Consider the following 20,715-nt stretch of genomic DNA (forward strand, 5'->3'; position numbering starts at 1 on the left):
GTCAGCGGGCGGTGTCGAGTGTGCGCACGACCGTGGCGTGGAGGGTTTCCGCCGGCACGGGGCCGAACAGCGTCGAGTCGAGTCCCGGGGTGTCGCCGAGGACGACGACCATGCCCGCAGGGACCGGGTCCGGGCACGGTACGCCGGGCGGGGCCGGGTCTCCCGGCACGGCGGCCACGCGCTTGACGAGCCACGGCGAACCCGCCACCGCAGGCGCTGCACTGTGGACGACGACGGAACCTGGCGGCGGGGCAACGGCACGGGGGCGGCGCAGCACCACGATGTCGCCACGGTGCGGAAGATCGCCGCCGAGGCGGCGGGCGAGCACGAGGTCGCCGTCGTGCAAGGCCGGTTCCATGCTGCCACCGTGGACCCTGACCACCGTCCACCGGCGCCACGGGAACAGCGCGGCGACCGCTTGAAGGAACGTCACGGTTGGTAGCCGCCGGCCTGGAGGCGGAACAGTTTCGCGTACCGCCCGCCGCGGGCCATCAGCTCGTCGTGGGTGCCGGACTCCGCGATCCGGCCCTCGGCGAGGACGAGGATGCAGTCGGCGTCGCGGACGGTGTTGAGCCGGTGGGAGACGAGGACGCTGGTGCGGCCGGCGCGGTGGGCGGTGATCGTGCGGTGGATCCGGTGCTCGGCGGCGGCGTCCAGGCCGGAGCTCGGCTCGTCCAGGATCAGCAGGTCGCGCCGGCCCCGCAGCAGGGCACGGGCCAGGGCGAGGCGCTGCCACTGGCCGCCGGAGAGCAGCACGCCGTCCGGGCGGTCGTAGTCGACGAACGTGCGGGACAGCAGGGTGTCGTACCCGCCGGGCAGGCCCGTCAAGACGTCGTGGATGCCGGCACGGGTCGCGGGATCGGTGAGCCGTGCCGCGTCGGTGTCCAGGGTCGCGCGGCCGTCGGTGTCGCCGAGCGCGATGTTCTCCGCGGCCGTCAGTTCGTAGCACATGAAGTCCTGGAACACGGCCGCCACCCGCCGGCGCAGCTCGTCGACGGGCAGGTCGCGCAGGTCGACGCCGTCCCAGCGGATCGCGCCGCGGGTCGGGTCGTAGAGGCGGCACAGCAGCTTCACCAGGGTGCTCTTGCCGGAGCCGTTCTCGCCGACGACTGCGACGGCGCAGCCGGGTGCGATGACGGCGCTGACGCCGCGCAGCACCCACGGATGCTCGTCGCCGTAACGGAACCACACGTCGTCCAGGACGAGGCCGGTCTCACCGACGACGCCGCCCGCGGTGACCGCGCGCGCGTCCGGTGGGGTGGCGAGCAGCGCGCGGTAGTGGTCGAACAGCAGGCCGGCGTGGTGGGCGAGCGCGAGGTACTGCACGCCGCCGGACAGGGCGGCCTGCACGCTGGCGACGGCGAGGATGACGGCGCCGATGTCGCCGGGGCTGAGCCGGCCCGCGGCGGCGGCGACGAGGGTCCAGGCGATGGCGGCGCCGGCGAGGAGCGCCGACAGTGCCGCGAGGGCCACCTGGCTGCCGAGCTCCGCGCGGTCCATGCGGCGGTGCCCGTCGTTGACGGTGCGCAGCTCGGTGAGCATCCGGTGCCGCAGCAGGGCGCCGGCGCCGAACAGCCGCACCTCCTTGGCGGCGCTGAGGTCGGTGAGCAGGTCGGTGTAGAACAGTTCGCGCCGCTCGGCGGGGCTGAGGCTGAAGGTGAGCGCGGCCCGGCGCCGGCTGAGGCGCAGTTCGGCCACGAGCGCGGGCGCGGCGGCCGCGACGAGACCGGCCGCGAGCCACGGCGAGACGACGGCGAGGGCGCCGGCCATGCCGATGAGTGTCACCGCCGCCTGCGCGACGCCGAGGACGCTGTCGACGACCTGGCCGGGGCCGCCGTTGCCGGCCTGTTCGGCGAGGCGCAGCCGGTCGCGGAAGGCGGGGCTCTCCAGGGTCTGCAGCAGGGTGAACCGGCCGACCGCCGCGTACAGCCGGTCCTTGGCGATGACGGCGACGGCGCGGCCGAGTTCGGCCTGGGCGTAGCGCAGCACGGGCGGGCCGAGCGCGGCGAGCAGCCCGGCGGCGGCGAGCGCGGCGGCCACCGGCAGCACGGCCGCGGTCGCGCCGTCGTCGACGACCCGGTCGATGGCGACCTTCGTCAGCCACGCGGCGAGCGCGGGCAGCGCCCCGGCGAGCAGTCGCGCGGCGACGTACCCGGTCAGCAGCGCCGGCCGGGCCTGCCAGGCGAGGACGAGCGCCGCGCCGGCCCGGCCCAGGAAGGCCCTCACAGCGTGGCCGGCACCGGCACCTGGTAGCCGACGGACTCGACCACGCCACCGTCGCCGACGAGCACGAAGGCGGGGAAGCCACGGACCCCGAAGGCGCGCGTGACGGGTCCGTCGGGGTCCTCGATGACGACGGCGACGCCGCCGGTGCCGCCGAGCGCGCCGACGACCGGTGCCACGTCGCCGCCGTCGTTGACGACGACGGCGAGCACGTCGCCCGGGTGCCGGTCGGCGGCGGCGCGGAAGTCGCCGAGCCGCTCGTGGCAGGCGGGGCAGTCCGGGGAGAAGAACCCGACGAGGGTGCGACCGGTCAGCGACGCGCGGTCGACCAGCCGGCCGTCCTGCGTGGACGCCGCGAAGTCGGCGACGGGCTCGCCGAGCGTCGCGGTCGACACCGGCGGCGGCTCGGCCAGGTCGCCGAGGCGGGTCTCGTAGGCGCGCAGCCGCCGCACCACGCCGAGCACGACGACGAGGTTGAAGACGGTCAGCACGGTGAGCAGCAGCACGGCGACGAGCAGCGCGGTGTTCACCGGCCGGCCCCCTTCGCCGGTACGGGCGGGATGCGGAACAGCGACACGATGTCCTCCAGCGACGCGACGACGAGTCCGGCGACGCCACCGGCGACCGCGCAGACCAGGGACAGGGCGGTGGTGCCGGGGCGGTCGGCGGTGACGGCGCCGAGCAGTCCGAGGGCGATGAGCACGGCGTTGCGCGCGACCCCGGTGCGGCTCACCGACGTGTCGGTGCGTCCGAAGCAGGCGCACGTGACGGCGCGCCCCCGGCGCAGCGCGAGGATCTGCGCGGCCGTGAACACGGCCAGCAGCAGCACGGCGGCGCTGAAGACGGGCCGCGGCGCGACGATGCCGACCAGCAGCAGCCCGGCCGCGACGGCGGCCTCGGCGAGGAGCACGGCCGCGGCGAGCGCCGTCGCCGGCCGCGCGCCGAGGCGGCCCGGCACCGGCCACAGCGCGGCCGCGCTACGCCGGAACCGGGTGAACGCCGGGCGTGAAACTTTCCCGGCGACCGCCATCGCGAACACGACGGCGAGCGCACCGGCGGCGACCGCGGTCACCGGCACCGGTGACCGGCCGGGGTGCGCGGCACCGTCGTGTGGGTCAGCACGTGCCGGTGACCGTGCAGGAGTAGCAGTGGTTGGGCACGCCCGAGCAGCCGTACATGCACCTGCGGCGGTAGCGCAGGCCGCCTTTGCAGTAGCACGTCTCCCATTCGTACGTGCATCCCGCGTCCGCCTCCGTGGTGGGGGCGAGGCGCGCGAGCACGCGGTCGGCGAGCCGACCCATGACTTGAACCATCGGGGACTTCCTTCCATCGGGGATTACCGATAGGCAGGGTGATCGATGCGTTGCAGTGTGTCAATGGGAACGTTCCCACGGGTGCCGCGGCGAATTTCTCAGGCGGCCCGCGTCGGCGCCGATGAGCCGATCGGGCGTCAGGAGGCGGGGATGGCGGACAAGACGATCAAAACCCGGGGCTGGACGTTGTGGTCGCGAAGCGGCTACCGGGGACCGAGCGACCTCAAACCGGGCCAGGTCGCGGGCGCGGACCCCGCCCCCGCCGACGACCCCGACGACCTCGATGAGCCCGACGAACCGCCGGGCCGGCCCGCGCCGCCGGGCGCGGCGCCCGCCCGCCCGCGACCGGCACGCCCGCGCCCGGCCGGCACCGGCTCCCTCATCGACCAGATCATCGCCGACCGGGCGATCCGCCTGGAGTACCAGGCCGTCCACGACACCGACAACGGCCAGATCGTCGGGTTCGAGGCCCTCACCCGGGGACCGGAGGGGCCGCTGCGCTCACCGGTGCAGTTGTTCGCCGCCGCGCACGCCGCCGGGCGGCTCGGCGAGCTGGACTGGATCTGCCGGGTGACCGCGTTCCGGGAGATGCTTGACGCCGGCCTGCCGCCGTCGATCTCGCTGTTCGTCAACGTCGAGGCCGACTCGCTGATCGAGCCCTGCCCGCCGGACCTGCTGCCGACCGTGCAGGAGGCCGAGCAACGGCTGCGGGTGTACGTGGACCTCACCGGCCGCGCGATCTCCCGCTTCCCGTGCCAGGCTCTGGAGACCGCGCGCCGGGCCCGGGCCGCGAACTGGGGCGTCGCCATCAACGACATCGAGTTCAGCGCCGCCGGCGCCGCGCTGCTGCCGACCCTGGAACCCGACGTGGTCAAGCTCAACCATCAGCTGATCTCCAGCGGGCTCGGGCAGGCCAACGTCGCGCTCATCGCCGCGATGGCCGAGTGCGAACGCACCCACGCGGCCCTGCTCGTGGAGCGGGTCGAGAACAGCGACGCCGCGATGATCGCCCGCGCGGCCGGCTCGCACCTCCAGCAGGGCCACCTGCTGGGCAAGCCCGGACCGCTGCCGGAGCACCTGCCGCAGCCGCTGCACCCGATCCCGCTGCTGGTCCATCCGGACCCGGGCGAGACGGTCAGCACCCCGTGGAGCGTCCTGTCGACCGGCGGCGCCCGGCAGACCACCAACGTCAGCCAGGCCGGCCTGGACCATCTGATCCTGGGCATCACGACCCGGGCCGCCGTCGGCGACCAGACGCCGGCGGTCGCGGTCGTCGTCCCGGCCACCGCGGGTGCGGCCGCGATGGCGCCGGAGCGGCAGGTGATGTTCACGATGCTGCTGGAGCGCTGCCCGCTCATCATCATCATCGGCCCGAACGTCTCGGCGTGGAGCGACTGGCGGGTCAGGGCGGCCGATATGCCCGTCGGGCACGCGTTCGCGCACGAGACCTGTTTCGTGGTCCTGTCCCCCGGCCTGTCCATGGCCGTCGCCGGCCAGCCGCACGGCGGGCACCCGCAGCTGTGGGACGTCGCCGTGAGCCAGAACCCGGACCTGTGCCGGACCGTGATGCGGCAGATCCTGCGCACCGTCGACACCCTCGCCGGCGGCGTCCACCACCACGGCTGACGGGGACTGCTCCCTCTTGCACGCGACCCGCCCCGCCGCGACACGCTTGACCCGGGCCCCATCGGAGGCCCGGGTCAGGTTGCGTGCGGTTCAGGCGTTGACGAGTCCCTTGCCGGTGGCGTCCGGGACCGCGAAGCCCTTGCTGCCCGGGGTCGCTGCGGCGTGGATGAGGCCCGCGGCACCCAGCAGGAGCAGCAGCCCGGCAGCGCCGTACGCCACCAGCGCGGCCTGACCGGCCTTCACCCCGAACTCGCTGAACCCGTACGAGGTCAGCAACAGCCCACGCAACGTCTCACCCTTGAACACCGTCTCCCGCGCGGTGGTGGCGTCGGTCAGCTGCTTCTGCAGGTCCGCGGCGGCCGGGTCGTCCTTGGCCAGCTTCGCGATCTGCGCCCGCAGATCCGTCTGCACATCACCGAGCTGCGCGTAGGTCTTGCCACCCGCGATCGACTTCAGATGCAGGCCGATGAACTCGTTGGCGTAGCACTCCGCCTGCTTGCCGGTCGTCAGCTGCTGACCCGCGTACCTCACCAGGCACGCCGACTGCTTCTCCTCCGCCGTCATCGTGTCCGCGGTCTTGAACGTGATCTGCTGCTGACCCAACTGATCCTTGACATAGTCGTTGGCGAAGCTCGCGTTACTGGTCAGCACCACACCAGCGACCAGCAGGAGACCGGCCAGGACGACCAGACCGAGACCGACGAGGATGTCGAGCGTCTTGCGCTTCATGGCGTGCCCTCCGGGGCTTCAGGTTGGTGCCGCTGTGTTCTGCCATCAGCCTGTGGCACCACGCTCGTCCACCACAGAGGACAATCACCCACGTCGAAAGGGCGTCGGTCCCTCCGCCGGCGGGACCTTCGGCCCGGCCGCTCCGGCCCGTGCTGAGGTACAAAGGACCTATGATTCGGGTATACCTGCTGGACGATCACGAAGTTGTCCGTTTCGGACTTCGCGAGATGCTGGAACGCGAGGGCGACATCGAGGTGGTCGGCGAGTCAGGATCGGCGGTGGACGCCACCCACCGCATCCCGGCGCTGCGCCCGGACGTCGCCGTCCTGGACGGCCGGCTGCCCGACGGCAGCGGCATCGACGTCTGCCGCGACGTGCGCTCCGTCGACCCGGCCATCAAAGCCCTCATCCTGACGTCCTACGACGACGACGAGGCCCTCTTCGCCGCCATCATGGCCGGCGCCTCCGGCTACGTGCTCAAACAGATCCACGGCACCGACCTCGTCGACGCCATCCGCCGCGTCGCCGCCGGCCAGTCACTGCTGGACCCCGCAGTCACCGCCCGCGTCCTGGAACGCATCCGCAAAGGCCCCGAACAACCCGACGAACTCAAGAACCTCACCGACCAGGAACGCAAAATCCTGCTGCTCGTCGCCGAAGGCCTCACCAACCGCGAGATCGCCGAACGGATGTTCCTCGCCGAGAAGACCGTCAAGAACTACGTCTCCAGCCTCCTGGCCAAACTCGGCCTCGAACGGCGCACCCAGGCCGCCGTGCTCGCCTCCCGCCTGCTCAACAAGCACTGACTCCGGGCCGCGTCAGGCGAGCAGGTCGCCGAGCGCGGCGCGCAGCTGGGGGTGGGCGAACTGGAAGCCCGCCCGCTGCAGCCGGGCCGGGACGCAGCGGCGGCCGGTGAGGGCCAGCGCAGGGTCGGTGCGCAGGACGAAGGCGCCGAGGCGGACCAGCGGCGCCGGGGTCGGCGGGGCCGGCGGCCGGCGCAGCGCCTGCCGGAGGGCGGCCATCAGCTCGGCGTTGCGGACCGGTTCCGGGGACGTGGCGTGCACCACGCCGCTGAGCTGCGGGTCGTCGAGGCAGCGGCGCACCACGGCGAGCATGTCTGCGACGTGCAGCCAGCTGATCCACTGCCGGCCGTGGCCGACCCGGCCGCCGAGGCCCCAGCGCACCAGGCCGGCCAGCCGGTGCATCGCGGGTGTGGCCCGGTCCAGGACGATGCCGGTGCGCAGCACGACCTGGCGTTGCGCGGGCGCTCCCGCCGCGGCCCGCTCCCAGGCCCGGGCGACCCCGGCCATCTGCGCCGGCCCCTCCGCCGGCGCGGCGGTCTCGTCGAGGACGGCCTCACCGGCGTCGCCGTAGATCGCCAGGGTGCTCATCTGCAGCCAGGCCCGGACCGGCCGGTCACCGGCGGCCAGTGCCAGCGCGCGGGTCGGGTCCACCCGGGACCGGGTCAGCAGGGCGATGTTGGCCGGGGTCGGCGGCCGGTCGACCAGGGCGCCGCACAGGTTGATCACCCTGTGCGGCGCCGGCGAGCTCGTCCGCCCACCCGCCCACGGTCGCGCCGTCCCAGCGGACCCACCGGCCGGAGCCGGGCGCGGCCGGCGACCTGCTCAGCACGACGACCTCATGTCCGCGGCCGGCCAGATCCCGGCAGATGCGCCGGCCGAGGCCACCCGACCCGCCCGCGACGACGACCTTCATGGGCCCTCCCCCGATTGAGCGGTCGCTCAAATCCGGAGTCTGGCATGTTTTGAGCGAATGCTCAACCCGGCGTCGCGACCCGGGGCAGGCGGCGGGCGCCGGGGCCTTCGCGGCTGAGGACGTCGCGCGGGTTGGTCAGATGGCACACGCGCAGCGACAGGCAGCCGCAGCCGATGCACTCGGTGAGATCGTCGCGCAGCGCCTGCAGCTGTGCGATGCGCGCGTCGAGCTCGGTCCGCCAGGCCATGGACAGGTGGGCCCAGTCCTCGCGGGTCGGGGTGCGTTCGCTCGGCAGCCGGTCCAGGGCGTCGCGGATCACCGCAAGGGAGATGCCGACGTGCTGGGACGCCCGGATGAAGGCCACCCGGCGCAGCGTGTCGCGGCCGTACCGGCGCTGGTTGCTCGCCGTGCGCGTGCTGCGGATCAGCCCGTGGCGCTCATAGAAGTGCAGTGCGGAGATCGCGACGCCGCTGCGGTCGGCGACCTGCCCGACGGTGAGCTCGTGGAAGGTGGTGCGGGGCCTCGGCATGGGTCGACCGTACCGCTTGACCTCAACCAACGTTGAGGCCAGAGAATCGGCGGTGCCCACCCGCTGCGATCAAGGAGCCCATCTGTGACCACCGTCCTCGTCATCGGCGCCACCGGGAAGCAGGGCGGCGCCGTCGCCCGGCTGCTGCTCGACCACGGTCACGACGTCGCCGCCTACGTGCGCTCCCCCGGGTCCCCGGCCGCCCTGGCCCTGTCCACCGCCGGGGCACGGCTCGTCACCGGCGACCTGGCCGACCCGGAGGCGCTCACCCGCGCCGCGCAGGGCGTCGACGCCGTCTTCGGCCTGTCCGTGCCCTTCGGATCCGGTGGGAAGGACGAGGAGGTCGCCCAGGGCCGCCTGCTGGTAGACGCCGCGAGGCACGCCGACGCGCACCTCGTCTACTCCTCGGTGCGCGGCGCCGGCCGGCTGGCGCGGACCGACATCGACCACGCGGACAGCAAGCAGCTCTTGGAGGCGTACCTGCGGACCCAGGACGTCCGCGCGACCGTGCTCGGGCCGGTGTACTTCATGGAGAACGCGCTCAACGTCGGGTTCAGCGGCCTCACCGACGGCGTCCTGGCCAACCCGTTGTCGGCGGCCAAGCCACTGGACCAGGTGACCGTGCGCGACATCGCCGGGCTCGCCGTGCACGCGATCGAGCACCCCGACCGGCTCGCCGGCGAGCGGATCGACGTCGTGTCCGACCGGGTGACCGGCGAGGAGGCGGCGCGCATCCTCAGCGACGTGCTGGGCCGGGAGATCCCGTACCGGCAGCTGCCGCTGGACCAGGTCCGCCGGTGGGCCGGTGATGAGATCGCCGACATGTTCCAGCGCTTCGAGGACAACACCGACTTCCTCGACGCCGACGGCCTGCACGCCAGGTACCCGGAGGTGGCCTGGCACAGCTACGCCGCATGGGCCCGCACGGTCGACTGGGACCTCGTGCTCCGAAGCCCGGCGGCGGCCCGATAGCCCCCGCTTCCGGGCCGCCGGACAGGCCCAACGGCCCCGGACGCGCGGGCCGGTGCGCCCTGCCGGTGCCGACCACCGCGGAGCACGCTGCAGAGGCGGATGCCATCCGCTCCGGTCGAAGGAGGCACTCATGAGCAACAGCGACCTCATCGTCGTCGGCGTGGACGGCTCCGAGGGCGGCCGCCACGCGCTGCGCTGGGCCGTCGCGGAGGGCCGGCGTACCGGCGCGGCGGTCGAGGCCGTCACGGCGTGGTCCTGGGACGGCATCGAAGCGGCGATGCTCGCGGCCACCAGCCCCCGCATCGAACGCGAGCAGGCGGAGCGGGTCTCGCAGCACGAGCTGGACCTCGTCCTGGCCGGCGCGGGGTCGTCGAGCCCGGTCGCCCGGGAGGTCGTCGAAGGCCACCCCGTCAAGGTGCTGCTCGACGCGGCCCGCCGGGCGAGCCTGCTGGTGCTCGGCAGCCACGGCCACGGCCGCCTGCGCCACGCGGTCCTCGGCTCGATCAGCGAGGAGTGCGTGCGGCACGCGACGTGCCCGGTGGTGGTCATCCCGCTGCCGCGCCACGACACCGAGACACCAAACGCCGTGGCGGTCCCGGCCGGCAGGTGAACGCCGCGGAAAGCGGCCGGTCCCGGACGGGACCGGCCGCCTTGCCGTCAACGGGTCTCAGAACTCGAACACCAGGCGCGCCGGCACCCCGCCCGTCAGGATCTCCTCGAAGCAGGCGTTGACCTCGTCGAGCTTGCGGGTCTGGGCGATCACCCGGGTCCGGCCGGCGGCGTGCAGGGCGAACACCTCGGCGAGGTCCTGCCGCGTCCCCACGATGGAACCGATGATCGACTTGCCGCCGAGGACGGTGTCGAAGATGGGGACGGGGATGCTGCCGCCCGCGGGCAGGCCCACGCAGACGAGCCGGCCACCGCGGGCGAGCGAGCGCAGCGCCTGTTCGAACGGTTTCGCCGTGGCGGCCAGGACGATCGCGACGTCGGCGCCGCCGACCGCCTGGATCTCGGCGACCGGGTTACCGGCGTGCGCGTCGACGAGGTGGTCGGCGCCGAGCTGCCGGGCCAGTTCCAGCTTCTCCGGCTCGATGTCGACCGCGGTCACCAGGCCGCCGACGATCCGTGCGTACTGCACGGCGAGGTGGCCGAGCCCGCCGATGCCGAACACGGCGACGCGTTCGGCGGGACGCACACGGGCGACCTTGATCGCCTTGTACGTCGTGACCCCCGCGCAGGTCAGCGGCGCGGCGTCCAGCGAGGAGACCCCGTCGGGCACCTCGACCACACCCCGCTCGTAGGCGGCCACGTACTCGGCGTACCCGCCGTTGACCGAGTAGCCGGTGTTGAGCTGGTGCTCGCACAGCGTCTCCCAGCCGGTCAGGCAGTACCGGCAGCGCCCGCATGCCGCCGCCAGCCAGGGAACCGCCACCCGCTTGCCCAGCCAGTCGCCGGTGACGCCGTCGCCGACCGCCTCCACCACGCCGACGCCCTCGTGACCGGGGATGAACGGCGGCGTCGGCTTCACCGGCCAGTCGCCGTGCGCGGCGTGGATGTCGGTGTGGCACAACCCGGACATCTTGGTGCGGACCAGCAGCTGGCCCGGTGCGAGGTCCGGGACCGGGACGTCCTGGATCTGCAGTGGACGGTCGAAACCGGTGACGACGGCGGCCTTCATGACACTGTCTCCTTGGTCCGCGGCGTGCGTGTCTCAGCTTCGGCGCCCGGATCGCCGCGGCCTTCCCGGGCGAGGCGCTCGGCGCGCTGCTTGACGCCGAGCAGCATCCTGCGTTCCATCACGGAGAATCGTGTCGGCGCTGTGCATGTCGAGGCCGAGCAGGTTTCTCGGTTCCGGGCTCGCTTGCTCATCGCCGGTTCCTCCTTCACACGGTCCTGGGGACCCGGCCGGTGCAGGACAGCACGCACCGCATCACCTTGTGGCCGGGGTCGGCGGCGGGGTCGTACATCAGGGGGCAGCCGCCGTCGATCACGGTGATCCCGTGGCCGCGGCCGTATTCGGTGGCGGTCGCGGACACGCTGCCGGCGTCGACGGAGCGGTGCATCCACACCTGCCGGATGCCGAGTTCGGCGCATTCCCGGACGGTCGCCTCGGCGGCCTCCGGCCGGGTGCCGATGACCACGGCGTCGACGCCCCCGGGGACGGCACCGAGGCTCGGGTAGCAGCGGTCGCCCTCGACCCGGTCGGTGTTCGGGTTGATCGCGAACACCTCGTAGCCGCGTTCCCGCAGCCGCTGGTACACGACGTTGCTGCCGTGGCCCTGCGGCGTGCGGGACACGCCGGTCACCGCGATCCGTTTGCTGGCAAGGAACTGCGACGCAGCCACCTTGGTACGCATGTCATCCTCCTCGGATGGGCGACGAGATCGGTTCAGTACGTGGTGAGCCCGGCGTCGATGAACCGGTCGCGGACCCGTGCCACGAGCGCGGCGTCCGGCGGGGGCGTGTCGCGCAGCGCGAACGGGACGCCGAGCCGGTCGTACTTGGCGGCGCCGAGGCGGTGGAAGGGCAGGACGTCGACGCGTTCCACGTTGCCCAGCCCGGCGGCGAAACCGGCGACGCCGTCGACGTCGGCGAGGTCGTCGGTGAGGCCCGGGACGAGCACGTACCGGACCCAGACGGGTGTGCCGCGGTCCGCGAGGCGGCGCGCGAAGTCCAGCGTCGGCGCGATCGAGCCGCCGGTGAGCCGGTGGTAGCGGGCCGGGTCCCACGACTTGATGTCGAGCAGGACGAGGTCGGTCACGTCCAGCAGCGCGTCGCCGGCGCGGGCGCCGAGCGCGCCGGACGTGTCCAGGGCGGTGTGCAGGCCGAGCTCCTTCGCGCCGGCGAACAGCGCGTGGGTGAATGCGGGCTGCAGCAACGGTTCGCCGCCGCTGACGGTCATGCCGCCGCCGGTGGTCCGCACGAACGCGACGAAGCCGCGGACCTGCCCCATGACCTGGTCGGCGGTGGTCGCGGTGCCGTCGCGCATGTGCCACGTGTCCGGGTTCTGGCAGTACAGGCAGCGCAGCGGGCACCCGGCGAGGAACGCCACGAACCGGGTGCCCGGCCCGTCGACACCGGTGGAGATGTCCCAGGAGTGCAGCCGCCCGGAAGCCGGACGCCACCAGCCGGGGGAACCGGTGGCGTCCGGCCGGACCGCGGCCGACGGGAGGTTCATGTCGCGCCGTGGAAGGTGCGGTTGACCACGTCGCGCTGCTGCTCCGGGGTCAGCCGGACGAAGTTGACGGCGTAGCCGGAGACGCGGACCGTCAGTTGCGGGTACCGCTCCGGGTGCTCCATCGCGTCCAGCAGCGTCGCCCGGTCCAGGACGTTGACGTTGAGGTGGAAGCCGCCGGCGGCGGTGTAGGCGTCGAGGATGCGGGCCAGGTTCGTGATCCGCTCGGCGTCGGCGCGGCCGAGGCCGTCGGGGGTGACGGTGCTGGTGAGGGAGATCCCGTCGCGGGCCGCCGCGTAGGGCAGCTTCGCCACCGACAGGGCCGAGGCGACCATGCCGTGGGTGTCGCGGCCGTTCATCGGGTTGGCCCCGGGCGCGAACGGCTCGCCGGCCCGGCGGCCGTCCGGCGTGTTGCCGGTGTGCTTGCCGTACACCACGTTCGAGGTGATGGTCAGCACCGACTGGGTGTGGATCGCGTGCCGGTAGCTGGCGTTCGCGCGGACCTTGTCCATGAACGCCTCGACCAGCCAGACGGCGATGCTGTCGGCGCGGTCGTCGCCGTTGCCGTACGCGGGGTACTCGCCGTCGACGACGTAGTCGACGACCAGTCCGCTCGCGTCGCGGATCGGTTCGACGTGCGCGTAGCGGATCGCGGCGAGGCTGTCGGCGGCGACGGAGAGTCCCGCGATGCCGCAGGCGAGGAACCGGCGCACCGGGTAGTCGTGCAGTGCCATCTCGATGCGCTCGTAGGCGTACTTGTCGTGCATGTAGTGGATGATGTTGAGGGCGTCGACGTAGGTGCGGGCGAGCCAGTCCAGCGTCGTGTCGAACGCGGCGAGCACCTCGTCGTAGCGCAGGACGTCACCGGTCACGGGCGGGGTCGCGGGCGCGACCTGCACCCCGGTCATCTCGTCGCGGCCGCCGTTGATGGCGTACAGCAGTGCCTTCGCGACGTTGACGCGGGCGCCGAAGAACTGCATGTCCTTGCCGACCCGCATCGCCGACACGCAGCAGGCGATGGCCGTGTCGTCATCGCTGTACTGCCGCAGCAGGTCGTCGTTCTCGTACTGGATGGCGCTGGTGTCCATCGACACCTTGGCGCAGAAGCGTTTGAACGGCTCCGGCAGCGCCGGCGACCACAGCACGGTCAGGTTCGGCTCCGGTGCCGGGCCCAGGTTGTACAGCGTCTGCAGGTATCGCAGCGACGTCTTCGTGACGAGGGTCCGCCCGTCGGCGCCCATGCCGCCGATCGACTCGGTGACCCAGGTCGGGTCGCCGGAGAACAGCTGGTCGTACTCGGGGGTGCGCAGGAACCGGATGATGCGCAGCTTCATGACGAAGTCGTCGACGAGCTCCTGCGCGCCGGTCTCGGTGAGCGTGCCCTCGGCGAGGTCGCGTTCGAGGTACACGTCCAGGAACGTGGAGGTGCGCCCGAGCGACATCGCCGCGCCGTTCTGCTCCTTGGTGGCGGCGAGGTAGGCGAAGTACAGCCACTGCACGGCCTCCCGCGCGGTGCGGGCCGGGCCGGCGATGTCGTAGCCGTAGCTCGCGGCCATCTCCTTGAGCTCCTCCAGGGCGCGCAGCTGCTCGGCGAGTTCCTCGCGGTCGCGGATGACGTCCGCGACCGCGGCATGCTCGTCGAGTGACGCCTTGTCGAGGCGCTTCGCGGTGATGAGGAAGTCGACGCCGTACAGCGGCACCCGCCGGTAGTCGCCGATGATGCGGCCCCGCCCGTACGCGTCCGGCAGGCCGGTGATGACGCCGGCCTTGCGGGCGGCGAGGATCTGCGGCGTGTACGCGTCGAACACGGCGGCGTTGTGCGTCTTGCGGTACCGGGTGAAGATCTCCTTCACCACAGGGTCGAGCTCGTAGCCGTACGCCTTCAACCCGTTCTCGACCATCCGCAGCCCGCCGAACGGCATGATCGCCCGCCGCAGCGGCGCGTCGGTCTGCAGGCCCACGATGAGCTCGCGCTCGCGGTCGATGTAACCGGGCGCGTGCGCGGTGATCGACGCCGGGGTGTGCGTGTCGACGTCATAGATGCCGCGCTCGCGCTCCTGCGGGAACATCGCGGTCAGCAGACCCCACACGTGGCTGGTCCGCCGGGTCGGACCGGTCAGGAATCCCTCGTCGCCCTCGTACGGGCGGACGTTGGCGCGTACGAAACCGGCCACGTCGACCTGCTCACGCCACGAGCCGCCCTGAAAGCCGCGCCAGGCGGCGAGCTCGGCCGGGGCGCTGATGGTGGTCATCGGTTCCTCCTCGATGGTTCCTGCTGCGGTTCAAGCCTTTCCCGGCGCGGCCGGAGGCGGCAGGGCCGGAAGTCCTGCCGCCCCGGGACACCTGTCAGGTGTTCACCGCAGCCACGGCGCCTTCTTGACCAGCGCGGTCTGTGCCCACCGCTTCCCGAGGCCGAACGTGTCCCCGGCCTGGGTGAGCGCGAGGCCGACGATGGTGCCGGCGTAGATGAGGTGGTCGTCCATGAACGGGTTGTTCTCGGGCGGGAGCACCGCGGTCCACATGAGCACCAGCAGCAGCGCGGCGGCGGCCGCGGCGACCCGCATGCCGATGCCGAGGATCAGCGCGACGCCGATGCCCAGCAGCCCGAGCATGAACATCCAGTCGGCCCAGCCGGCGCCCGCGATGCCGTTGTAGAAGTCTTTGAACGGGCCGGCGACCGCGCGGCCGAGGAACCCGTTGGTGGGGCTGCCGCCGTTGATCCAGGCGGCCTTCTCGGCGGTCTCGTGGCCGAGCCCGAACAGCTTGTCGAGGAACGCCCACAGGAAGACCCAGCCGAGCGCGATGCGCACGCCGGCGAAGACGTACCGGCCGGCGGTCGCCGCCTTCGTGCCGGTAGCGGTGATGGCGGTGCTGGGGGCGAGGGTGGCCATGGTGCTCGCTTCCCTTCCGGGTGAGATATCGGCCTTCGTTGCTGACGTACCGAGCGTCGCGCAGATCGATGAACGTCAGCAGGGCATGTCTGCCCGACCTCACGGGACGAAGGTCCCGGCGCCCGTTCGGACCGGGCCGTCTGAGGCGAAGGTCCCGGCCGGGCAGGGGCTGAACGGACCGGAGCCGATGACCTTCGCCTCATCCGCCACCACGCGGACCGCCCGCAGGCTGGCACAGCGCACATCCAGCCGACAGGGGGCCGCCGACATGGGTACACAGGCACGAACGTCGTCTCGCCGGGGCGGACGTGACTTTCGGCCCGTGTGCCCGGCGCGGCGGCGCGGCATCGTGAGCAGCGAAGGGGGTGGACCGATGAACGATCCACGCGTTCGTGACGTCATGAACCCGTCGGTGGTCGTGGTGACGGCGGACTGCACCTGCCGGCACGTCATCGACGTCATCACCGAGTTCGGCGTGAGCGGCGTCCCGGTCGTCGGCGACGGCAACCGGGTGCTCGGTGTCATCTCCGAGGCCGACCTGCTGCCGAGACTGCACCCCGCCGGCCCGGCGCCCGGCCGGGACGGATCCGCGGCCGCCCGGCACAAGGCCGGCGCGCGGACCGCCGGTGAGCTGATGAGCGTCCCGCCGGTGACGGTGACCGCCGGGGCCGCCGTGAGCACCGCCGCCCGCCTGATGGAGCGGCACCGGGTGAAGCGGCTGCCCGTGCTCGACGACGACGCGGGGATCCTCGTCGGGATCGTCACCCGGCGGGATCTGCTGCGCGGCGCGCTGCGCTCCGACGAGGCGATCGAAGGTGAGCTCATGGACGAGCTGCTCGCCCACGGGCTGTGGTTCGACCACGAGGGCGTCACGGCGGCCGTCCACGACGGCGTCGTGACGCTGTCCGGCACCGTTGAACGCCGGCGCGATGCCGTGCTGACGGTCAGGGTCGCCGGCGGTCTGGACGGGGTGGTCCGCGTCGTCGACGACATCGCCGTGCCGGCCGGGGCGGAACCGGCCATCCCGGAATCGATCATCCCGGAACCGATCACCCCGGCACCGGCCGCCCCGGAACTGATCACCCCGGAACGGTTTTCCGGCGCGGGTTCCGGATGAGCGCGGGACCGGCGGCCCCGGCCGACTGCCTGACCGCGGATGGCAAGGTCGTCCGGGTCCGCCAGGTCACGGCCGCGGACGCGCCGGCGCTGCGCGAACTGCACGAGGGCATGTCCCCGCACAACCGGTACCTGCGGTTCTTCAGCGCGGGCGCCGCACTCGACGCGGAGGTGCGGCGGCTGACCCGGCCCGCCGACGATCGGCACCTCGCGCTGCTGGTCCAGCGGGGCGACGCCGTCCTGGCCGCCGGGTCGTACGAGCGGATCAACGCCGACCAGGCGGACTTCGCCCTCATCGTCCACGACGCGCACCATGGCGAGGGTCTCGGCACACTGCTGCTGGAGCACCTGGCCGGCGCCGCCCGCCGCCAGGGCATCACCGAACTCGTCGGTGACGTCCTGGCCGGCAACCGGGCGATGCTGCGCGTCAGCGGCGGCCTCGCGCCCGGCGTACCGAGGACCTTCGAGGACCCGGGCGTCGTCCAGGTGCGGATCCCGACGCTGCCGGACGAGGCCGCCCTCGCCGCCGTCGGCGAGCGGGACCGCACCGCCGCGCACCACTCGCTCAGGCCGCTGCTCGCCCCGGCGTCCGTCGCCGTGATCGGCGCGGGCCGGCAACCGGGCGGTGTCGGGCACGAGATCCTCGCCGCGCTGCTCGCCGGTGGATACGACGGCGACCTGTACGCGGTCAACCCCCGCGCCCGCGACGTCTGCGGACTGCCCGCGCTGCCGTCCGTCGCCCTGGTCGGTGAGGAGATCGACCTCGCGGTCGTCGCCGTGCCGGCCCGGGCCGTGACGGAGGTCGTGCAGGACTGCTGCGCCGCCGGGGTTCGCGCCGCGGTCATCCTCACGTCCGGTCTCGGCGACGCCGTCCGCGCGGACCTGGTGCGCACGGCCCGGCGGCACGGTATGCGGCTGGTCGGCCCGGACAGCCTCGGCGTGCTCAACACCGACCCGGCGGTGCGGCTCACGGCCACGTTCGCCCAGACGCTGCCGCCGGCCGGTGGGCTCGCCGTGGCGTCGCAGTCCGGCGCGATCGGCGTGGCGATCCTGGAGGACGCCGCGCAGCACGGGATCGGGGTGTCCACCTTCGTGTCGCTCGGCGACAAGGCCGACGTCAGCGGCAACGACCTGCTGGCCTACTGGCACGACGATCCCGCCACCCGGGCCGTGGCGCTGTACGTCGAGTCGTTCGGCAACCCCCGGCGCTTCGCAGGGATCGCCCGCGCGCTCGGGCGGCGCAAGCCGGTCCTCGCCGTGCGCAGCGGCCGTCGCGCCGGTACCGGTGCGTCCGCCGACATCGCCGTCGAGGCGCTGTTCGACCAGGCGGGGGTCATCCGCACCGACACGCTCGGGGAGCTGCTGGACACCGCCAGGGTCCTCGTCGACCAGCCGCTGCCCGCCGGTGACCGGCTCGCGGTCCTCGGCAACGCCCGCGGCCTCAACGCCCTCGCCGCCGGCGCGGCCGCAGCCGCCGGGCTGGCCGTGACCGCGTCCGGCAGGGCGGGCGGCCCTGTCGACCTCGGCACCGGCGCCTCCGCGGAGGCCATGGCGGGGGCGGTCCGGGCCGTCGCCGCGTCCGGCGAGGCGGACCTGCTCGTCGTCACCTACGTCGCGACCCGCACGAACGACGGCGCCGCGACGCTGCGCGCCCTCGCCGCCGCCGTCGACGAGGCCCCGGACCTGCCCGTCGCGGTCGTGGCGGTCGGGGTCACCGGCGCTCCGGCGACGCTGGGCCGGCGCAGGGTCCCCGTGTACCGGTTGCCAGAGCCCGCCGTGCGCGCGCTCGGCCGGATGGTGCGTTACGCCGCGTGGCGGCGGAGCCGCTCGGTGACCGGCCGCTGCTCGACGGCGTCGACGCCACCGCCGCCCGGGCGATCGTGGACCGTGCGCTGCGCTCCGGTGCCGGGTGGCAACCTGGGGGCGTCGCCCGGGAGGTGCTGCGCGCCTACGGCATCACGGTCCTCGACGCCCACCTCGCCGACGGGGCCGCCGCGGCGGTCGCGGTCGCGGCGAGCCTCGGCCATCCGGTCGCGGTGAAGGCGGCGACGCCCGGCCCTCTGCCCGGTGGCGGCACCGTCCGGCTCGGCCTCACCGACGCCGCGGCGGTACGCCACGCCTGCGGCCTGATCGGCGCCGCCATCGGCGAGGCCGATCCGCCCGTGGTCGTCCAGCGGATGGCCGCACCGGGCGTCGAGCTCACCGCCGGCATCGCGCACGATCCGCTGTTCGGCTCGCTGGTGACGGTCGGCCTCGGGGGCGCGCCGAGCTGCGTGGCGACCCCGTGCCGCGGCTGCTGCCGCTCACCGACCGCGACGCCGCGACCATGTGGCGCTCGCTGCGCGCCGCGCCGCTGCTGACGGGTGGGTGGGGCGCGCCGCCCGCGGACACGGCCGCGCTGGAGGACCTCCTGCTCCGCCTGGGCCGGCTGGCCGAGGACGTGCCCGAGATCGCGGAGCTCGACCTCGACCCGATCCTTGCGGGCCCGGCCGGGTGCACGGCCGTCGACGTGCGGCTGCGGCTGTCCGCCGTCGGCGTCGAGCCCGACCCGTACCTGCGCAACCTGCTCCTGCGACCCGACACCGACGACGACCGGGAGCCGCGATCATGACGCAGCTGGACTCAGACCGACGGCCACCCGTCACCGGACCCGGCGGCACCGTGCTGGTGCCGGTGACGGAGCACCACGCCGACCGGTCGCGGCCGCTCGGCGCCTTCACGATCCACGCCGACGGCACGGTGTCGTTCGTGCCCGTCATGGACCCTCAGCGGCTCGCCTGGTGCGCCGTGGCGGGACTCGTCGCCGTGGCGGCCGTCGCGGCGGCCACGCGCGGCCGTGGCCCGTCGATCGGCACGGTGAGCATGGGGCCGGGCGGCTGGGTCAGTCTCAAAGGCGCCGCGTCCCCGCACCTGACGCCGCGGCGGCGTTCGGACCGCCCATGGTGGGCGCGGTTGCTGCGGGCACACCGGCTCGTCGTGCAGTGACCGCCCGGGGACGGCCGAGGGGCGGACGGCTCTGCCGTCCGCCCCTTGCCGGAGCACTGCTCAGAACATCACCGGCGCCCGGTAGCCCTTCGGCTGCTCGCCGGTGTCGTCCGCCTCGGCCGACAGGTGGCTGACGACGTCGACGACACCGTCGACGCGCTCGATCTGGCGGATCAGCGCCGGCACGAGCGACCCGCGCTCCACCTCGCCCAGCAGCGTGACGACGCCGTCGTCGACCTCGACCCGCACCTGGGACTGTTCGACGCCGACGAGCCCGTCGAGGGCCTCGGCGACAATCTCCCGGCGGATGTCGTCGTCGGTGCGCAGGAACACCTTCAGCAGGTCCCTGCGGGTCACCATGCCGATGAGCCGGCCCATGTCGTCGACGACCGGCAAGCGCTTGAGCTCGTCGGTCTCCATGATCCGCGCGGCGGCGACCACGGACGTGGTGCTCATGACGGTCACGGCCGGGGCGTTCATCAGCTCACCGGCGGCGGTCGCGTGCGCCTTGCCGCGGGCCTGGCGGGTGTGCCGGTTCTCGAACAGCCGCAGGTGGTCGTCGTCCCCGGCGAACTCGATCTTCGGCACCAGGTCGGCCGACGACACGACGCCGACGACCCGGTCGAACCCGTCGACCACCGGCACCGCGTTGATCTCATGCGCCTCCAGAAGGTCGACGATCTCCTTGAACGGCGTGTCCTCCTGCACCGATATCGCGCCGATCGTCATCACGTCGGCGACGTTCCAGCGGCCCATGGCCTGCCTCCTTCTCGCGGCTCCTGCGTTTCGTCGCTCTGTCGTTGCGTCGCTGTGTCCTGAGCCGAACGTATGGCCGGCCGGAGGCGCGCAGCAGGGTCCAACGACACGTCCGCGGGTGACGTTCGACCGGCCCGCGAACCCGGGTCCATCGGCCCTGTCCCCGGCCGTGGACCGTGCCTAGCGTTCGAGCCGGACCCCCTTGGAGGTGCGCCGTGGCGATGACCGTGGCGAGCCGGATGACCGCGGGTGCGGTCACCGTCGGCGGGCACGCCCGCCTGCAGCAGCTGATCGACCTCGTCGAAGGCCGCCGGGTGACCGGCGTCGCGGTCGTCGACGACTTCGGCCGGCTCCTCGGCGCCATCGACACCGCCGACCACCCGGACCTGTTCGGTCCCGCCGGCGGCCCCCGCATCGCGGGCACGCCGCGGCAGCGCCGGCGCAGGGACCGGCAGTGCCGGGCGGTCGCCGGCGACCTCATGGCGGCAGCCGAACCGGTGCCGTGGACGTGGCCGGTGGCGCGGGCGTTGCAGGCGCTCACCGCCGCCGGGACGGACGTCGCCTACGTCGTGGACGACCTGGGCTGCGTCCGGGGCACCATCACCATCCGCCAGTGCCGCACGGCGCCGGCGGCTCGCACCGCGCTGAAGGAGGCCGGTCGTGACCAAGTACGTGTATGACTTC

At 73.4% G+C, this 20,715-nt stretch carries 24 protein-coding genes and 1 pseudogene; 9 read left to right on the forward strand and 16 right to left on the reverse strand.

Going from position 1 to position 20,715, the window contains the following annotated elements:
* Position 1: 1 nt before the first annotated feature.
* Genes OHA72_RS44130 through OHA72_RS44150 form a run of 5 tightly spaced genes read right to left on the reverse strand, consistent with a single transcriptional unit; the run spans position 2 to position 3,524 of the window.
* Entirely contained in the window at positions 2 to 433 is a 432-nt protein-coding gene (locus tag OHA72_RS44130; RefSeq protein WP_327002068.1) for a S26 family signal peptidase, read from the reverse strand.
* The gene (locus OHA72_RS44135; protein WP_327002069.1) at positions 430 to 2,226 is read right to left on the reverse strand and encodes an ABC transporter ATP-binding protein; all 1,797 of its coding nucleotides are present in this window, start codon (positions 2,224 to 2,226) and stop codon (positions 430 to 432) included. Before OHA72_RS44135 ends, OHA72_RS44130 begins: the two co-directional genes overlap by 4 nt.
* Positions 2,223 to 2,753, reverse strand: a complete 531-nt coding sequence (locus tag OHA72_RS44140) for a TlpA family protein disulfide reductase (RefSeq protein WP_327002070.1) — start codon at positions 2,751 to 2,753, stop codon at positions 2,223 to 2,225. The genes OHA72_RS44135 and OHA72_RS44140 overlap by 4 nt, the downstream gene beginning before the upstream one ends.
* A complete protein-coding gene (locus OHA72_RS44145) occupies positions 2,750 to 3,295 on the reverse strand; it encodes a MauE/DoxX family redox-associated membrane protein (protein ID WP_327002071.1) in 546 nt (181 codons plus the stop codon). The genes OHA72_RS44140 and OHA72_RS44145 overlap by 4 nt, the downstream gene beginning before the upstream one ends.
* A 43-nt stretch (positions 3,296 to 3,338) precedes the next feature.
* The gene (locus tag OHA72_RS44150; protein ID WP_327002072.1) at positions 3,339 to 3,524 is read right to left on the reverse strand and encodes a hypothetical protein; all 186 of its coding nucleotides are present in this window, start codon (positions 3,522 to 3,524) and stop codon (positions 3,339 to 3,341) included.
* A gap of 162 nt (positions 3,525 to 3,686) precedes the next feature.
* Between OHA72_RS44150 and OHA72_RS44155 the strand changes: the two genes are divergently transcribed.
* Positions 3,687 to 5,162, forward strand: a complete 1,476-nt coding sequence (locus tag OHA72_RS44155) for an EAL domain-containing protein (protein WP_327002073.1) — start codon at positions 3,687 to 3,689, stop codon at positions 5,160 to 5,162.
* A 90-nt stretch (positions 5,163 to 5,252) separates the two neighbouring features.
* Here OHA72_RS44155 and OHA72_RS44160 read toward each other — a convergent pair whose 3' ends face one another.
* Positions 5,253 to 5,891, reverse strand: coding sequence for a hypothetical protein (locus OHA72_RS44160; RefSeq protein ID WP_327002074.1), 639 nt, complete (start codon positions 5,889 to 5,891; stop codon positions 5,253 to 5,255).
* 170 nt (positions 5,892 to 6,061) lie between these two features.
* Between OHA72_RS44160 and OHA72_RS44165 the strand changes: the two genes are divergently transcribed.
* Positions 6,062 to 6,697: a response regulator gene (locus OHA72_RS44165; RefSeq protein WP_327002075.1), complete on the forward strand. Its 636-nt coding sequence runs from the start codon at positions 6,062 to 6,064 to the stop codon at positions 6,695 to 6,697.
* A gap of 12 nt (positions 6,698 to 6,709) precedes the next feature.
* On the opposite strand, the gene OHA72_RS44170 is transcribed toward OHA72_RS44165, so the two are convergent.
* The 3 genes from OHA72_RS44170 to soxR all read right to left on the reverse strand — a co-directional run bounded on the left by OHA72_RS44170 (position 6,710) and on the right by soxR (position 8,136).
* Positions 6,710 to 7,420, reverse strand: a complete 711-nt coding sequence (locus OHA72_RS44170) for a DUF1731 domain-containing protein (protein WP_327002076.1) — start codon at positions 7,418 to 7,420, stop codon at positions 6,710 to 6,712.
* The gene (locus OHA72_RS65130; protein ID WP_442788384.1) at positions 7,308 to 7,607 is read right to left on the reverse strand and encodes an NAD-dependent epimerase/dehydratase family protein; all 300 of its coding nucleotides are present in this window, start codon (positions 7,605 to 7,607) and stop codon (positions 7,308 to 7,310) included. Before OHA72_RS65130 ends, OHA72_RS44170 begins: the two co-directional genes overlap by 113 nt.
* 61 nt (positions 7,608 to 7,668) lie before the next feature.
* The gene (gene soxR / locus OHA72_RS44175) at positions 7,669 to 8,136 is read right to left on the reverse strand and encodes a redox-sensitive transcriptional activator SoxR (RefSeq protein ID WP_327002077.1); all 468 of its coding nucleotides are present in this window, start codon (positions 8,134 to 8,136) and stop codon (positions 7,669 to 7,671) included.
* Positions 8,137 to 8,220: 84 nt separating this feature from the next.
* On the opposite strand from soxR, the gene OHA72_RS44180 reads away from it, so the two are divergent.
* Both OHA72_RS44180 and OHA72_RS44185 read left to right on the forward strand, forming a co-directional pair.
* Positions 8,221 to 9,108: an NmrA/HSCARG family protein gene (locus OHA72_RS44180; RefSeq protein ID WP_327002078.1), complete on the forward strand. Its 888-nt coding sequence runs from the start codon at positions 8,221 to 8,223 to the stop codon at positions 9,106 to 9,108.
* 130 nt (positions 9,109 to 9,238) lie between these two features.
* The gene (locus tag OHA72_RS44185; protein ID WP_327002079.1) at positions 9,239 to 9,718 is read left to right on the forward strand and encodes a universal stress protein; all 480 of its coding nucleotides are present in this window, start codon (positions 9,239 to 9,241) and stop codon (positions 9,716 to 9,718) included.
* 57 nt (positions 9,719 to 9,775) lie between these two features.
* Here OHA72_RS44185 and OHA72_RS44190 read toward each other — a convergent pair whose 3' ends face one another.
* From OHA72_RS44190 to OHA72_RS44215, 6 genes are all read right to left on the reverse strand, one after another.
* A complete protein-coding gene (locus OHA72_RS44190; RefSeq protein WP_327002080.1) occupies positions 9,776 to 10,786 on the reverse strand; it encodes a zinc-dependent alcohol dehydrogenase in 1,011 nt (336 codons plus the stop codon).
* Positions 10,783 to 10,905, reverse strand: a complete 123-nt coding sequence (locus tag OHA72_RS44195; RefSeq protein WP_327002081.1) for a hypothetical protein — start codon at positions 10,903 to 10,905, stop codon at positions 10,783 to 10,785. The genes OHA72_RS44190 and OHA72_RS44195 overlap by 4 nt, the downstream gene beginning before the upstream one ends.
* Positions 10,906 to 10,991: 86 nt before the next feature.
* Positions 10,992 to 11,465 (reverse strand): CoA-binding protein, encoded by a 474-nt coding sequence (locus tag OHA72_RS44200; RefSeq protein ID WP_327002082.1) that lies wholly within the window; start codon positions 11,463 to 11,465, stop codon positions 10,992 to 10,994.
* A 32-nt stretch (positions 11,466 to 11,497) separates the two neighbouring features.
* Positions 11,498 to 12,286 carry a pyruvate formate-lyase-activating protein gene (gene pflA / locus OHA72_RS44205; RefSeq protein ID WP_327002083.1) on the reverse strand — a complete coding sequence of 263 codons (789 nt, stop codon included), beginning with the start codon at positions 12,284 to 12,286 and terminating at the stop codon, positions 11,498 to 11,500.
* Positions 12,283 to 14,535 (reverse strand): formate C-acetyltransferase, encoded by a 2,253-nt coding sequence (pflB, locus tag OHA72_RS44210; RefSeq protein WP_327002084.1) that lies wholly within the window; start codon positions 14,533 to 14,535, stop codon positions 12,283 to 12,285. The genes pflA and pflB overlap by 4 nt, the downstream gene beginning before the upstream one ends.
* Before the next feature lie 102 nt (positions 14,536 to 14,637).
* Entirely contained in the window at positions 14,638 to 15,174 is a 537-nt protein-coding gene (locus tag OHA72_RS44215; protein ID WP_327002085.1) for a DoxX family membrane protein, read from the reverse strand.
* A gap of 373 nt (positions 15,175 to 15,547) precedes the next feature.
* Here OHA72_RS44215 and OHA72_RS44220 point away from each other — a divergent pair, with 373 nt between their 5' ends.
* The 4 genes and pseudogenes from OHA72_RS44220 to OHA72_RS44235 all read left to right on the forward strand — a co-directional run bounded on the left by OHA72_RS44220 (position 15,548) and on the right by OHA72_RS44235 (position 19,275).
* Positions 15,548 to 16,291, forward strand: a complete 744-nt coding sequence (locus OHA72_RS44220) for a CBS domain-containing protein (RefSeq protein WP_327002086.1) — start codon at positions 15,548 to 15,550, stop codon at positions 16,289 to 16,291.
* Positions 16,288 to 18,330 carry a GNAT family N-acetyltransferase gene (locus tag OHA72_RS44225; protein WP_327002087.1) on the forward strand — a complete coding sequence of 681 codons (2,043 nt, stop codon included), beginning with the start codon at positions 16,288 to 16,290 and terminating at the stop codon, positions 18,328 to 18,330. Before OHA72_RS44220 ends, OHA72_RS44225 begins: the two co-directional genes overlap by 4 nt.
* Positions 18,228 to 18,901: pseudogene (locus OHA72_RS44230) on the forward strand (acetate--CoA ligase family protein). Before OHA72_RS44225 ends, OHA72_RS44230 begins: the two are co-directional and overlap by 103 nt.
* Positions 18,898 to 19,275 (forward strand): hypothetical protein, encoded by a 378-nt coding sequence (locus OHA72_RS44235; protein ID WP_327002088.1) that lies wholly within the window; start codon positions 18,898 to 18,900, stop codon positions 19,273 to 19,275. The pseudogene OHA72_RS44230 and the gene OHA72_RS44235 overlap by 4 nt, the downstream one beginning before the upstream one ends.
* Before the next feature lie 60 nt (positions 19,276 to 19,335).
* Here the strand turns inward: OHA72_RS44235 and OHA72_RS44240 are convergent, their stop codons facing one another.
* Positions 19,336 to 20,031 (reverse strand): CBS domain-containing protein, encoded by a 696-nt coding sequence (locus tag OHA72_RS44240; RefSeq protein WP_327002089.1) that lies wholly within the window; start codon positions 20,029 to 20,031, stop codon positions 19,336 to 19,338.
* Positions 20,032 to 20,252: 221 nt separating this feature from the next.
* Between OHA72_RS44240 and OHA72_RS44245 the strand changes: the two genes are divergently transcribed.
* The gene (locus OHA72_RS44245; protein ID WP_327002090.1) at positions 20,253 to 20,711 is read left to right on the forward strand and encodes a CBS domain-containing protein; all 459 of its coding nucleotides are present in this window, start codon (positions 20,253 to 20,255) and stop codon (positions 20,709 to 20,711) included.
* Positions 20,712 to 20,715 lie beyond the last annotated feature (4 nt).

Origin of the sequence: Dactylosporangium sp. NBC_01737 (assembly GCF_035963215.1) — a bacterium.
In the GTDB taxonomy this organism is placed as follows: Bacteria; Actinomycetota; Actinomycetes; order Mycobacteriales; family Micromonosporaceae; genus Dactylosporangium.